This window comes from Bacillus sp. ISL-75 (genome assembly GCF_018613095.1).
Genome location: NZ_JAGGQX010000091.1, coordinates 1 through 14,227 on the forward strand (window position 1 = coordinate 1; position 14,227 = coordinate 14,227).

General features: G+C 36.5%; 16 protein-coding genes and 3 pseudogenes. 10 read left to right on the forward strand and 9 right to left on the reverse strand.

The genetic code is table 11. The features are described 5' to 3' along the window. Window positions 1-3: 3 nt before the first annotated feature. The 4 genes and pseudogenes from J7E63_RS30710 to J7E63_RS30270 form a co-directional block, all read left to right on the forward strand. Window positions 4-162, forward strand: a pseudogene (locus J7E63_RS30710) (YolD-like family protein); the annotation flags it as partial. Window positions 163-182: 20 nt separating this feature from the next. Further along, on the forward strand, window positions 183-407 hold the full coding sequence (locus J7E63_RS28455; protein ID WP_215018618.1) for a hypothetical protein: 225 nt from the start codon (window positions 183-185) through the stop codon (window positions 405-407). A 12-nt stretch (window positions 408-419) separates the two neighbouring features. Next, window positions 420-821, forward strand: coding sequence for a sugar ABC transporter substrate-binding protein (locus J7E63_RS28460; RefSeq protein ID WP_215018620.1), 402 nt, complete (start codon window positions 420-422; stop codon window positions 819-821). Window positions 822-872: 51 nt separating this feature from the next. Continuing rightward, window positions 873-935 (forward strand): annotated as a pseudogene (locus J7E63_RS30270) (helix-turn-helix domain-containing protein); the annotation flags it as partial. A 140-nt stretch (window positions 936-1,075) separates the two neighbouring features. On the opposite strand, the gene J7E63_RS28470 reads toward J7E63_RS30270, so the two are convergent. From J7E63_RS28470 to J7E63_RS28485, 4 genes are all read right to left on the reverse strand, one after another. Further along, window positions 1,076-1,951 (reverse strand): DMT family transporter, encoded by an 876-nt coding sequence (locus J7E63_RS28470; RefSeq protein WP_215018622.1) that lies wholly within the window; start codon window positions 1,949-1,951, stop codon window positions 1,076-1,078. Window positions 1,952-2,273: 322 nt separating this feature from the next. Beyond that, window positions 2,274-3,071, reverse strand: a complete 798-nt coding sequence (locus J7E63_RS28475) for an HAD family hydrolase (protein ID WP_215018624.1) — start codon at window positions 3,069-3,071, stop codon at window positions 2,274-2,276. A 277-nt stretch (window positions 3,072-3,348) separates the two neighbouring features. Next, window positions 3,349-4,434 (reverse strand): PIG-L deacetylase family protein, encoded by a 1,086-nt coding sequence (locus tag J7E63_RS28480; protein ID WP_215018626.1) that lies wholly within the window; start codon window positions 4,432-4,434, stop codon window positions 3,349-3,351. A 697-nt stretch (window positions 4,435-5,131) separates the two neighbouring features. Further along, window positions 5,132-5,743 (reverse strand): hypothetical protein, encoded by a 612-nt coding sequence (locus tag J7E63_RS28485; RefSeq protein WP_215018628.1) that lies wholly within the window; start codon window positions 5,741-5,743, stop codon window positions 5,132-5,134. Between the two features lie 382 nt (window positions 5,744-6,125). Here J7E63_RS28485 and J7E63_RS28490 point away from each other — a divergent pair, with 382 nt between their 5' ends. Continuing rightward, window positions 6,126-6,452, forward strand: a complete 327-nt coding sequence (locus tag J7E63_RS28490; protein WP_215018630.1) for a hypothetical protein — start codon at window positions 6,126-6,128, stop codon at window positions 6,450-6,452. 89 nt (window positions 6,453-6,541) lie between these two features. Here J7E63_RS28490 and J7E63_RS28495 read toward each other — a convergent pair whose 3' ends face one another. Next, window positions 6,542-6,745, reverse strand: a complete 204-nt coding sequence (locus tag J7E63_RS28495; protein ID WP_215018632.1) for a hypothetical protein — start codon at window positions 6,743-6,745, stop codon at window positions 6,542-6,544. 437 nt (window positions 6,746-7,182) lie between these two features. Here J7E63_RS28495 and J7E63_RS28500 point away from each other — a divergent pair, with 437 nt between their 5' ends. Beyond that, the gene (locus J7E63_RS28500) at window positions 7,183-7,674 is read left to right on the forward strand and encodes a DinB family protein (RefSeq protein ID WP_215018634.1); all 492 of its coding nucleotides are present in this window, start codon (window positions 7,183-7,185) and stop codon (window positions 7,672-7,674) included. A 293-nt stretch (window positions 7,675-7,967) separates the two neighbouring features. Here the strand turns inward: J7E63_RS28500 and J7E63_RS28505 are convergent, their stop codons facing one another. Continuing rightward, on the reverse strand, window positions 7,968-8,438 hold the full coding sequence (locus tag J7E63_RS28505) for a DinB family protein (RefSeq protein ID WP_215018636.1): 471 nt from the start codon (window positions 8,436-8,438) through the stop codon (window positions 7,968-7,970). Between the two features lie 328 nt (window positions 8,439-8,766). Here J7E63_RS28505 and J7E63_RS28510 point away from each other — a divergent pair, with 328 nt between their 5' ends. Beyond that, window positions 8,767-9,207, forward strand: coding sequence for a cell wall hydrolase (locus J7E63_RS28510; protein WP_215018638.1), 441 nt, complete (start codon window positions 8,767-8,769; stop codon window positions 9,205-9,207). Between the two features lie 462 nt (window positions 9,208-9,669). Here J7E63_RS28510 and J7E63_RS30020 read toward each other — a convergent pair. Next, a pseudogene (locus tag J7E63_RS30020) lies at window positions 9,670-9,879 on the reverse strand (MFS transporter); the annotation flags it as partial. A 222-nt stretch (window positions 9,880-10,101) separates the two neighbouring features. Then, complete coding sequence (locus J7E63_RS28515; protein WP_215018640.1) at window positions 10,102-10,680, reverse strand: hypothetical protein; 579 nt, start codon at window positions 10,678-10,680, stop codon at window positions 10,102-10,104. 716 nt (window positions 10,681-11,396) lie between these two features. Here J7E63_RS28515 and J7E63_RS28520 point away from each other — a divergent pair. Genes J7E63_RS28520 through J7E63_RS28530 form a run of 3 tightly spaced genes read left to right on the forward strand, consistent with a single transcriptional unit; the run spans window position 11,397 to window position 12,860 of the window. Further along, window positions 11,397-11,843, forward strand: coding sequence for a hypothetical protein (locus J7E63_RS28520; protein WP_215018641.1), 447 nt, complete (start codon window positions 11,397-11,399; stop codon window positions 11,841-11,843). Between the two features lie 2 nt (window positions 11,844-11,845). Beyond that, window positions 11,846-12,070, forward strand: coding sequence for a helix-turn-helix transcriptional regulator (locus tag J7E63_RS28525; RefSeq protein WP_215018643.1), 225 nt, complete (start codon window positions 11,846-11,848; stop codon window positions 12,068-12,070). 58 nt (window positions 12,071-12,128) lie between these two features. Continuing rightward, window positions 12,129-12,860 (forward strand): DUF4386 domain-containing protein, encoded by a 732-nt coding sequence (locus J7E63_RS28530; RefSeq protein WP_215018645.1) that lies wholly within the window; start codon window positions 12,129-12,131, stop codon window positions 12,858-12,860. A gap of 580 nt (window positions 12,861-13,440) precedes the next feature. On the opposite strand, the gene J7E63_RS28535 is transcribed toward J7E63_RS28530, so the two are convergent. Further along, window positions 13,441-14,073, reverse strand: a complete 633-nt coding sequence (locus J7E63_RS28535) for a LysE family translocator (protein WP_215018647.1) — start codon at window positions 14,071-14,073, stop codon at window positions 13,441-13,443. Between the last annotated feature and the right edge of the window lie 154 nt (window positions 14,074-14,227).

Below are 14,227 nucleotides of genomic sequence, written 5' to 3' on the forward strand. Positions count from 1 at the left end.
TCTATCCTAACAGAGGGGGGTTGGAAAGGAGATAATTGTATGATTTTAAGAGAATTAACAAAAAACCGTTTAATCACTATTGATTATTATAAGGACGGATTGTTACATACATGCAAGGGCCGTGTTTCCAATCTTGATCTATATCAACAAACCCTTTCAGTAGCATGAGAGGATGGTGAATCATGAAAAAATGGATGGCTCCATTGGTTTTTGTAGTTTTCCTTACTGTTTTAATAGGATTTATAACAAAGTTTCTTAAAGGAGATGCAAGTTCTAAAGTTGTTGTGGTTTTACAAAAATTAAACACTGATTATTCGAAAACCGTCAAAGCAGGAATAGAAAAAGGATTTGCTGATTTTGATATAGATGGGAAAGTAATTGCGCCCGATTCACAGTATTCAGCATAAGAACAGATTGCTATGTTGAAAGATGTTCTAGAACAAAAACCGGCTGCACTAATTGTTACCCCAATTCAACCAGCTGCTACTATTCCTGTATTAAAGGAATATGAAAAAAGAAGTATTCCCGTGTTAATGTTGAATCAAGATGCTCGATGGAAAGGTAAAACTACTTTTATTGGGACAGATCACCTTAGATTAGGAGAAGTGGCTGGAGAAATATTATCTTCCAGTCTTCAGCCAGGTGATCTAGTAGTTTTTATTCATGATACAAAAACTAATCCAACTGTGAATGATCGGATTAAGGGGGCGAAAGAGGTTCTAAAAAATGTTGGAATTGAGATTGTCATAGAACAGACAGGATATGAAAAATCTTTGAATATGAAATCAGTAATAAGTAACATTTTGCAAACTTATGGATAAGATTAAAATGAAGGTCAGCAACTGAAGGATCATCAATAGAAATTAGGTACGGATGCTGCAGAGAAAGCTGGTATCTCTAGAATGACTTTATATCGTAAGATGCAAAAAAATTAATACGTCTAACTAGTAACCAATGGGGGCAAGAGGTAAATGAGCAATATCTACTTTGCCCCTGGTTACACGAACGCTGGTACTATTCCTACGTGCAAATATTCAAGTAAAACGCCTTCAATATAGTTGAAGGGGTTTAATTACTATTTTTTCTCGATGATAACGAATAAAACACCTGTGAGAATTAGGATAGAGCCAATCCAAAACGTTACACCTATGTTCTCATTTAGAATAAGCCATCCAAGTAATGTTCCAACCACGGGTTGAAAGAAGAAAAATAGCCCTCCACTTGAGGCGTTAAGCATTTGTAATCCACGATTCCAAAGTAGAAATCCACATGCGGTTGATATAATACCCAAATACAAGAGTCCACCCCAAATAGTCGGGTGAGTCAATTGCGAGATATTAATTGCGTGTAACCGTGGCAAAACAAATGGGGTCAACACGATTAGGGCTACCAAGATGGAATACGTCGTTACTACAATTTGTGAATAATTACTCGGCACACGCTTTACAAGTACAGACATGAGTGCCCATGTCAAAGCAGCAATAAGCAGTGAAATACCACCAAGTTTATTGGACAAATCCATATGACCGACTCCAACAATGAGAAAAACCCCAATTGTTGCTAAACAAACGGAGAGTCCCTTTTTTAACGTCAACCGTTCTTTAAGGAGTATGCGAGCAAAAATAACCATAAATGCTGGTGTTGAAGAAGTTATTATGGCTCCCATTTGTGCTGACGAAAGCATTGTACCAGTTTCCTGTGTAACAATTGAAATCGCATTACCAATTATTCCAATGGCTATGATTATTAAGAAATGACGTTTCTCGATTCGCCATTTTTGTCGTGTTATTAAGCCGATAACGAGAAGTGAGACAATAGCCACTAAATATCTCATCCACACAAGTTCCAGTGGAGGTATGACGGATACTACAATTTTTACAACAACGTACATACCACCCCAAATACTGGAAGCTAAAGCTAAATATATAGAACCTAATATGGTGTTTTTCATTTTTAATACCCTCCGTTTTTTATTTAGGTCGAAAATGCCCCTAACGGAGAGAGGTAGTCACCTTCACTCCATTAAGAGACGAAGAGTACTACTGGTACATCATTTTCAAATAATGGAGTCCAATACATTTTGATTCACCTCTAGTCCAATCTAGATACAATTATCTGTGCTCTATTATAACAAAATATTAAGCTTTTTTCGTATAAAATCCGCAAAATGTCAGCGAGAACATATACCAACGAAATAAAAAATGACAGGTATGAATCTAACGAAATAGATTACACCTGTCATTTTTTATTACAAAAAGTTATTTTAAATAGCCCTAAATCACATTTGATTCATATGATCTATGAAGATAACGTTCTATAAACTCAGCTAATCCATCATTTTCGTGGTGTCCTGTAACAAAATCAGCTGCTGCTTTAACCTCTTCGCTAGCGTTCCCCATTGCCACACCAGTACCGACATGACGAAGCATCTCTAAATCATTGGGTCCGTCTCCAATAGCTACCACTTCATTTGGACTAATTCGAAATGTACGAAGTAGACTTTTTATAGCAGACCATTTGGAAACATTAGGAGCAACCATTTCAAACCCGTCATTCCAATTGATGACTTCTGCTTCCTTTTTAAACAAAGCGGATAATTCAGAACTTGGTGCACCTGTTCGAACACTATATTTAAGAACATCTTGATAATTTGCCTGTCTTAAATCCCCGATATACCGTGGCGGAATTTGCCCAACTGTTGTCCAATAATCGATTTCTTCATTTGTTTCCTTACAATAAAGCCCATTTGCAGTATGGATAATAACATTACAAGGATTTTCAGCGGTCAGATGGTGGAATCGTTCTTCGTTCAGTCGGACGATTTTCATTTGCAAAGCTCTTCCTGTCTCTGCATCGTGAATAGCGGCACCATTCAAACAGATCATAGGAGTTCGTAATCCAATTTCTTTATGGTAGGGAGCGGTTACTTCATAATGTCGACCAGTAGCTAGAAAAACCTTGACTCCCTGATTAATGAGCCTATAAATTGCTTCCATATTTCGGCGGGAAATGGTGTTTGACGCATTTAGTAGTGTACCATCCATATCAATAAATATTGCACGCACATTCATCTATACTGCCTCCTCAATCGTTGTTAAACCAATCCTATCATCTGAATATTAAGGCCCTGTAAACTCAGTGTACAGTTTAGATAAAGTTTATTGGGAAGCAAGGTTACAATGAGGTGGGTATGTTTATAAAGGAAGGAAATGCAAAACGATGGATTTGGAAATGGTTATGTAGGAGCTAAAAGCGCTCATCTATACGGCCTTAAAACCCAAAATAACCATCTTCATCCATATAAGCAGAGTCACTAGAAACATACTGTCGCCAGGCATATGATTTATATTATTCAGTATTACCTCCACCCAAACACCAAAAAATTTCTTCATTCTTTATAAACGATTCGAGATATTCCCTGTCCGTAGCAAGCTGCGAGCGATAAGCCCTAATCGCTTTCAACTTTCGAATGGCTTCAGTTTCGGTCATTGGCACCCGCACTGGCGGAGGCCACTGTACAAAGCTGGGAATTTGCTCTTCTTTATACTCATGTGACTCAAACGGCAATCTGGGGGTAATCCCACGTGGCCATGGCCATTGGGAGTCTGGTCCGCTGTGGATCAAATAGGTATACACGTGCCCTTTGTAACCAGTAGCCTGCACGGCGTCACGAACAAACAAGTAAGCTGCCTTATGATCGGGGTGCTCATCCGCACCGTCGGTGACGTAGATTTCCTTTGGCTGCAGACACCTAATCAGGTCCATTGTATCGGAGAGGGCAAATTCCTTCAGATAGGGCGCAGGCATGCCATAAACAAGCGTGTGATAGTCCGGGTGTACCATACCATATGTTCTTCTCATCAGGGTAAAGCGTTGCTGGAAAGGCTCGGGGCCCTCGGACTTATAGACACGATCTAGTCCGGCATCGGGATAGCCCAGGAAGGTAATATCCGACGGCTTTAGTCCCAACCCCGCCGTAGCAGCATACACTTCGAACTGGCGCACCCGCGCCAATTCGAAGTAATCCTCGGGACGGAGCTCGTCAATGTTCTTCTTGAGCAGCTGGGAGGCAGCCCTCGGGTAACCATCTCCATTCGTAAAGATAACAACATGAACCCGCTTTCCTGCCGCCACTGAGCGCATGATCACACCCGCTGTCCCTAGCGTCTCGTCGTCGGGATGAGGGGCGAAAATCAGCAGATCAATAGGCTTGGTGTTAGTCACGTAGTTACCTGGGTGAAGACCATAAGTAGTTTTGGATAAGTTACTCCAAATAGATGGTATAAGTACGGGTTGAACTGATAAGAAGGGTGCTATTTGTATTGGAAATATTGATCCAGACAAGTGCATTGATGGTTTAGGAAACAGATAATAGTAACAGAGATAGCACGGACAAGGCTGATTTAAATAAGGCCAGTAAACAGGTAAATTCATGAATGTTCTTGTTCCTCCGTTCTTAATAATAGACTCTATTATTGCCTAGTAAGATGGGACAAGGGGTTTTTGAAGTCGATATACTGGGAAACTCCGCGAGTAGATAAATATCATGGAAATAATCAAATGTTCGAAAGAGTTGATAAGGAGGAAGTTGAGAATCCTTTAAGTCAGTCCTGAACTATCAATTAACCCACTTACTTTGTAGATACATAGATATGGTTATTTGAAAACGATCCCAATTTTACGACATTCGGAACACCAATAAAATCAAGCGAAGATAATATTAACCTATGTAGCGAATGTTGTTTTGTTAAAGAGATAACGCCAAAACTTTGACTTATCGCTAATGACCTTTAGCGAGGAGTAAAGCTCAATTTAGTTAAGTGAGTTTAAAGTGTGTCCAGCGTCTCATGGCAATGCAGAGATCCGCTTTAAGTAAGATGGAAAAAGTAGAAGGCGAGGAGCAAATTACACTAATATTTCTATTAGGTGAATATTATTTAACTGGAGAAAAGCTGTTTTATTACAATTTTGGTAGACAATTTACCATTGAAGAAGATGGACATATATATCGGAGTTGAAGGGATTTAAGCAGGAATAGGGAAACCTAGCCTGCTTTTTCTAATTAAAATATTGAGGCTCCTTCTTGAACTAAAAGATGCAAGACTTATAAGCAAATGTTTCTAATTTAAATTCATTTGTTTTTTGAATAATTTCGTAAAAACTTTTCCATCGAGGATAAGAGATTTATTAGATCAGCATCTTCAACAGCTGTTTTATGCAAGGGTCCCTTTTTGCTACTTTTGGTCTTATTTTTTTTATTTTGACGTGACTTTTGTTTTTCGGATTCAGCCTTTGCACCTTTTACTCCATGACTAATATTTTTAATGTGGAACCTGGAAACACGAACGCATTCCTCATTATGGATCAAAGAAACAAAATTTTTACTTACATCACTGATTACACCCTCTAACTTCTCAGGACCGCCACGATTAATTTGTACCCATTTTAATTTCAATGAGTCAAGCAGGTCTTGGAAATTATCCGCCTTTTTAAATTTCAAATCTTTAGGAACTTCAATGTTGAATTCCATCTCCCCCTTTATTTTATCTGTAAAACTTTTAATATGTTTAGTGTTGTAGTAAACGACTCCGTCTTCTTCCGTCAGAAGGCAGAGATGATCTTCACTTGCATCCAGTAACATCCCAATTCTGGATTCTGGTCCGCCTCGATCAACCCTGATTACTTTTCCTATGAAATATTTATTGATGTCTTTATTCATGTCTTTATTCATGTCTTTACTCATAAAAAATTCTCCCCCCATAAATTTTATAAATATATTTACACTGTATTTATATGTATCACGGGATGATACTGTCCTAATAAAACAGCCTGTTTATTCAGAACCTAAGAGAAAAATAGACAAGGTTTTAAAGGATGGAACAGGAAAAGGAGAACTTCAAGTAAGCACAACACCCCTAGCTTTAGATAGGGGATACTCATAAGTGCGGTATTACTTTTGTTAGTGAATCACCTTTAGTTAAAAAAGAACAACCCTGTCTTAACTTTAATAGATGCTAGAGTTGAACAATGGTTGGCGGCTGTGTAGACTTAGGTACCATGCCATGGGTGAATACATATAATAAAACTACAGTTAATTTATTAAATTAATACGAGGAGAAAATTATATGCTTACCGAAGCTGATGCATTTAGAAAAGACGGCTTTATAACTGTAAGACTCCTTGGTCAATTGCCCACACCATGTGATGAAGTAGAAGAACTCGGACATTATCCAGCAAACGGAATTGGTTCTGCTCGAATTTTTCTTAGAGAAGGCAGAAAACCTGGACTGGAAAATATGTACTGTATACAGGGATTGGGGAAAATATGGAGTATAAATAGAGTGATTCTTGACCAATATTCTCAGACTGTAGAGATTTTTATAAATGACCATCTTGTTTGGAAAATTCGGGTCATTGAATTAACAGAAACCGGATATTATAACATACATTGATTTATCAAAAAGCAGAGTAAAACCTCTAACTTTAGCTATGGGGATACTCATAAATAACAAAAAACACCGGTCGGTGTTTTTTGCTGCGGCTATTTTAAACGTAATATCTTTGTTACGTATACATCTAATTGATCAAAGGTTCCGGTATATCCTGCCTGAGCCAGCTCTTTTGAATCCTCGAAGGTTTTGATCTCTTCCTCAGTCGGGGATACGGGAACCACAATCATTGTAAGGGTTGTTTTTCCTTCGTCCTCGGGCTCGGCAAGAGTGCTTAAGATTGTTGTATAATCCATCTCTTATTTTCGCAACTCCTTTTAATCAATATTCTTTCTGAATATACCTAAAAAGGAATATTCCTGTAAAGGCAAAATTAAAATAAATCTTCATCACAAATTATTTTTGACTTTACTAAGGCTAAAGGACTTTTGTGCAATATCATAGGGTGCTATTAATCTAAAATTATTGTTGCACGATCTTCAATTAACGGGCGCTTTTCTTTAAAGAAGGCGTCTTTTTGTAATGCCCCAACACATTTAAGTTATTAAATCTTGTTAGGGTAAAGAAAAGATTGTGAAGATTTCTACTTAACTATCGGGTGCAAGAGTTTAAGAACGGAAGCTGCTTCGGCGACTTTTTTTCTTGTTCCACTAACTAGCAGGTTAGTTGGAAGAAGGTTTATTTTTACATATCTAGAATATGTATTATTATTCCGGGAAAGTAGGTGTTTAGAATGTTCCATCAAAATGAATATGAATGGGTCCGACAGACTCGAGGAACGCTGTTAGACTTTTGTAGGGAACTAGAACCAAATGATTTTACCCGCCAAAATGGATACGGTTGGCAAAGTGTGCGTGACTCATTGGTACACATAGCAGATTGTTATATTGCTTGGCTTGGTTCATTTGTGTTATTAGAAACAAAGAAGCCACTTACTCCAAAGGAAGACCTGCTAAAATTCAAATTGGACGAAATAATGGCACGCTTTGAACTGGTGGATTCTTTTGTAAATGAGGTATTTAAATTACACGGAAATCAATTAAATGAGCCGATTCAGAGGATGATCCCTTGGAGAGAAGAACCAGAAACAATAACCATTACGCCAGGTAAATTGCTTATGCATACCTTTACTCACGAATTTCATCACAAGGGACAAATTGTAGCTATGATACGTCAGATGGGGTATGTCCCCCCATATACAGACGTATTAGGAACTAAAGATTAATTAATATTTGAGACATAATGGATTCGATTTCTTCCCCATATTTCTACGAACGGGAGCAAGGAATAAAGAGTTAGCTGCCATCCAAGTGGCTTTTTTCTTGTTAAAATAACTGAATGCAAAAGTTGAAGATCATAACTGCAAGTAGCTGTCATAAGGCAGCTTTTCTATTGTGCAAACGGAGCAGATTAGTGGAAGAAGAGAAATGAAAATATCATTCTCGTTAATGCCACATTTGACACAACCTGTGTAATTAAAAAGGTGTACCACTTTTGTGATAGCACCAATGGATTTGCTTAATCCCAGATACGGATTCTTGGAACCCCTGATGTCCTTAAATAATCCAATAACTGCCCAGTATGAACGGATTCGTGATAGGCAACACGTAAAAGCATATCCCCTAAATCTCTTATGTACCCCGATTCAGAGCGGTCAATTTTAATATTTTCTAAATCACCTTCAGAAAATGACTTAATAGTATCTATGAATTGCTTTCGGTAGGGTTCTGCAAATTCCAATTCAGCATTTACAGAAGTGAAGGGCTGATTTTCGAAAGGGGAATCGAAAACAGATAAACTCCCTCTATTTCTAATTGCAAGGTCATAATAATGTTCGCTTTCTAGTACGTGCCTAATCATTTCGAGGCAATTCATTGCTTTATCATCTGGCTTCCAGTGAAGCTTTTCTTCAGGAATTGATGTCCAGACCTTTATGCTCCTCCTTCTTACTTCATTAAAGTTTAGAATAATTAAATCGATTGACTTCATAAAAATTCCTCCTTAGTAAAGCATATATAAATTATACACGAATGAACGTTCGTGTGAAATTTATTGAAAAGAATTTTTAGAATTTATTACACAGTTTGAAGTAGAGAAGGTGGTTCTTCAACAGGTGCAATAAGTTTAAGACGGCAGCTGCTTCTGCTGCTTTTTTTCTTCCACTATCGGGGCAGTATAGTGGAAGAAAGAAATAAAAAGAATTCAATAGTTTCCATTTTACTTAAAAACTGTAAGCTTTAAAAACTAAGCATTCTTATAAAATAAACAATGACATGAATGTAGGCTTTTTTTCATACTATATTTTGGGGGTGGAAAAATGCCAAGAGTAAGTTACCGAAGTTCAGACGTAGACATTATGGCAAGGATGATGAGAGCAGAAGCCGAAGGTGAAGGAAAACAGGGAATGTTATATGTTGGAAATGTAATTGTGAATCGTCTTGTAGCAAATTGTTTAGACTTTAAAGGTTTAAGAGCAATTAACCAAGTCATTTTTCAAGTACAAGGAGGAAATTTTTCCTTTGAAGCAGTTCAAAAAGGGAATGTATTTTATCAAAGATCAAGAACTTCTGAAAGAAGATTAGCAAAACAGAATTTGGATTATTGGAGAGACCACCCAGCGAAATTTGCTCTTTGGTATTTTAATCCACATGCTCCATGCCCTCCAACATGGTACGGTCAACCTCAATCTGGTCAATTTAAAGAACATTGTTTTTATGAACCAAAACCTGGAACATGTGATAGTGTTTATAGAGGTTAAGCTTACTCTTTGAGTTCGCTTTTTTACATATTTAGAATATTTATACAAAATAAAATAAAACTATTAGTATGATAGCTAAGGTATAATTATTAAAAATATTGAATAAATATTCATTTTATGTTAATATAATAATAGTTTAAATTCTTCTGAGTTTAGACCTCCTAAAATGGACTTAGCATAGACCACTAAGTTCAACTTTGACCTTTGATTTTATAGATCAAAGGTCTTTTTTGTTCTACATTAAGTGGAGACGCTTTTTTACAAACGGAGCAGTTTCGTTTAAGTGTATTTCTTCACAAAGTTATAGAAAAGCCATTCATTTTTAACTAGCAACAAAAGTGCAGATTGGGTTCACAAGAATTGCTTGGAACTGTATTGAAAATAAAGCATATCCGACAAGTCTTAGATATGCTTTCATTTTAAATACGATGAATAATAATGTTAATTTAATCTGTTATGTGATTAACTTTGGCTTTTTTGTATTACGGCTTTTTTAGGCATAAAGAATGCAACAATTAACGCCACAAAAGAAAAAGCTAACATGAATAAATAGGCATCACTTGAGCCGAAGATAGAAGTTAATTCCGCAAGTTGCTTAGCTGAAATGTTTTAATTTTCCATAGATAGCTGTGAAGCATGTGAAGTTGCTTGAATTGTATACACTGTGATGACAAAAGGGCTTTATGGAATAATGAAATTGAGTGTCTACTTTACAATGAAAAACAATTTAATATTGATGGAGGAGATTCTAACTATCGCATAACATCTCAAGCAATAATACAGAAAAAATTCACTTTATGTTAAAATCCACTCCACCGAGAACAACGTTTCACCAGGATATGACAGAAGATGAGCGGAGCATTATGCAACAACATATTTCAAATAGCGCTGTCGTCATTTTGGTGGAAACATCGAATTTACGACCTTTATTAAATCACGTTTAGATGGTTTATAATTGATACTGTCACCGATCAACTTTACGTTGTACTGGATATTATCGATTAACAAGGTTAATTCATATCCCTCCGGTAATTCCCCGATAAAACCTTTGTAGCCTTTGTGAAGCGTTATTGGTTTATACATGTTCCCTTTCGGCAAAATGATTTCGCCTGAGGTTGGCTCTGCTTGTATTTTCACTACACAGGGCGTTTTCACATTCTTATAATATAAAGTAATTTTCTCGCCAGAAATCTTTCCGCTCACATGTGTAATCTTAAAGGGAAAATAACCAGGTCCATATATTTGTTTATTAAATTTTTCTTTGTATTCTTTCGTCAGGATGAGTTCGTTCATAATCGGATTGGCTTCATCTGATATGACTTTAATTTTAGAGATCCTGTCACTTTTCATGGATACTTCCCATATGAAGGCAATTCTTTGACATCCCCCATTAGTTGATTCAGCTTTTATGAATTGCGGCGCAACAAAAGAAAATACAACAAGTAAAGATAACATTAATATCTTTAATTTCATATCTATCATCTCCTATCTTTAGTGTCCCCAATTCTGTTTTGCATATGTTTTATCTTGTTTTGACCGCTTGAAAGAGATGACACAGTTTTTGCTTGATAATTTGGGACACTTTTTTCCAGTTTGAAACGTACATTTTTACATGGAGAGGTATTCATGATTGCCTTGGTTAATCAGGCAGACCCTTGTTTGGATATTTTTGGAAATTAATTAATGTATGTTTTGGCAGTAAATTTATGAATCGATACTCAAGAAAAAATGTATATAAGCTAATATTTATACATATTTGTGAAGTTATGCTTGCTGCACTAACGGGGCAGGTTAGTGGAGTAAGAGTTTCATCAACATCTACAAGTTATTGAACATAACAGATTATTTAAAGGAGATTTTCAATTATTAATAACTTAACCATAACGGGTGAATGAGTTGAAATTCTCTAGAATAACAAACTAAGCTTAAAACAGCAGACCAAGACTGTATTATTTCAGCTTTGGTCTGCTTTCTGTTGATGCTTTGCAACCCAGAAAATCGGTTATGCGGTAATTCGTTCATTAAATTCCCAAAACCAGTTACGTCTCCAAAAGCTCGGAACACTGCCCTATAAGGATGTGTCCGGACTATTAAACGTAATCTATAGTTTACTTTATGTAAAGTTTATAATACATTATGTACATTATACCTTACTTGGTGTAAAATGGAATACACAGGAGGTGTAAACCATGACCTATCAAGAAAAGAAGAGCATCGTATCGTTGTTCAGTGCCATACTCATTTTCGGTTCTTATTGCTTGTACATGTACCCGCGGTACCCCGGAGGGGGTCTGGAGTCGACGGAAACCTTTCGCTATTGGGGTTCCTTCGTCCTCATCCTTACTTTGTTTTCAATAGTCTCACATATCATTATCAGCATAATTTTTAACATTGTCTATAGAATAACAACCAGAGAAAAGGAACCAACATTTGCGGATGAACTCGATAAGTTAATTGACTTGAAAGCGAACCGAAATTCTTTTTTTGTGTTTATCGTCGGCTTTCTTCTTGCAATGGGTTCGCTGTTCATCTATCAGCCGTCTCAGGTGATGTTCATTATCCTAATCATTTCAGGATTCATTTCCGATGTGACCGGCTCCGTTACAAAATTTTATCACTATCGGAAAGGAGTGTAAGAGTGGGCAAAAATCTTGTCGGCAATCACATCCGTAAATTACGATTCAACCATGATGAAATGACTCAGCAGCAATTAGCTGACAAGGCGGGCGTAACAAGACAAACAATCGTGGCTCTCGAAAAGGGAAACTACTCCCCATCTCTAGAATTGGCTTTTCGCATTGCTCACGCCTTTAACTTACCGTTGGAAGAGGTATTCTTTTATGGGGACAACACAACGCTGTAAGAACTATTATTGTTTTTGCTTTACCGTTATTGAATTTATTAAGAGAAGGGGATAAAAAATGAATTCAAACAAAAAAGCAGCAAAAATTGTGGGGGTACTGTTTATACTTGCAGCCGTTACTGCGATAATAGGTCTTAATTTATACGCTCCAATCCTAAAAGGTCCTGATTACCTGATTATAGGTTCCGAGCACGCCAACCAGGTGATACTAGGAGCGCTTATGGAGTTAACTCTTGTCGCATCAGCGATTGGTACTTCAACTACCATGTTTCCGATTTTAAGAAAGTATAATGAAACTATAGCTCTTTGGCATGTTTGCTTCAGGTTTCTTGAAGCGATTATCATTACTGTTGGTGTAATCAGCGTACTGTCCCTATTGACCTTAAGCCGGGAATTTGTAGCAGCAGGAGCCCCGGATACCGCTTCTTTTCAAGCTTCAGGTATAGTATTAAAGGCAGTACATGACTGGACATTTATGCTTGGTCCCCTCTTCATGCTGGGGCTAAATACGATGATGTACAGTTATATATTTTATAAAACAAAGCTCGTACCGAGGTTTATATCAATCTTGGGTATGACAGGGGCAACTCTTGTTTTTATTTGTGCCTTGTTAGTCATGTTCGGTGTCATTCAACAAGTTTCTGTTTGGGGTGGTATTTTGGCGTTACCAGTAGCAGCTAATGAAATGATTTTAGCCGTATGGCTCCTCGTTAAAGGATTCAATGAATCTGCACTTGCTTCCCTGTCTGAAAAAAGAAACCGACGAGATATTAGCACACTCGTAAATTAGGCTGATTCTTGGCAAATATATTTTATTAACTTTGTGAAGCTATGTTCTTAAACTAAAGGGTGCTTTACTGAAACAAGGAATAAACTAAAAAGAGCCTAAATTATGCAAGTTTTTATTCACTACTTGTTTATTTAGGCTCTTTTTATATTCATAAAACATAATGCCTTTTTATTTGCTAAAAACAGTTTGACTTCGTTTTATAAGAAAATCATGTTCGTAGAGGCTCCGTGTCAAAGGACATTTATTTTAATCTAATTTCCATTTAAGTGTGTCACTTAATTGAGCAAAAACTGTGTCATTTAACTAGACGGTCACACTGGTCTTAACAATGTTTTATAACATTTCCCGATTGGTACCATTGAAAATATGAATCTGCTTTATATTATGTTGATATAAGCGGTGACAAGCAAAAAGATAGTGTGGTAACGATTTATGCAGGGAAGAAGAAGCAACTAATTTCTTGGGCAAAAATGGTCTTTTTTATTTTGTGTTCAATAGATTGATTAAGATATTTTATTCCGGCAAAAAAGAAGACCCTTTGATTTAGGGAAATCAAGGGTCTTCTATTATAAATAATGATCTAATTATGAGTCTTTTCAAGAGCTAGTTTTATACCAAAACCTATCAGTATAGTACCTGTGATTCCTTCAATAATTTCTTGTGTTTTAGGTTTTTTCATAAAAGAACTAATCTGATTAATTAAATAGACATAAAGTAAAAACCAGACGGCAGTCAATACAGTATAAGTTATACCCATTATAAGAAACGGTATAAAGGTATTGCTTCCAGAGTCCACGAATTGAGGCAAAAAGGTTAAGAAAAAGACAGCAACTTTGGGATTTAGGATATTTGTAATGAACCCTTGTTTAAAACAAGATGTGTTTACAAACTGGCTTTTTGTGTTCATCTTAACGCTTGCTGTTTCTTCCTTTTTCTTCAAAGACCATAATGTCTTAACACCCAGATAAATTAAATAAACAGCTCCAACATATTTAAAGACAGAAAATAATAATGCTGATTTCACAATGATGGCTGAAAGACCTAATACAGCAGCAGAAGTATGGATAAGAAGGGCACAACAAATACCTAAAGCTGTTTTAAGACCTCCGATTCTCCCAACGGTGACAGTATTTTTTGTAGCAATTGCCGTATCGGGACCGGGTAAAATAATTAGAAAAATACACATAATGACAAACAGATAAAAATTATCCATTTTATTATCACCTTTCTGATTATGATGAGTACTGATCATGTGATTCTTACATTATATTATATATAAATCGTGTTATTAATTGAACATAAACCTTATTTGATAGATTTCCTTGTTGAACTAATGGGTGCTTGAGTTGTGCGAAATGTTCCTGGCT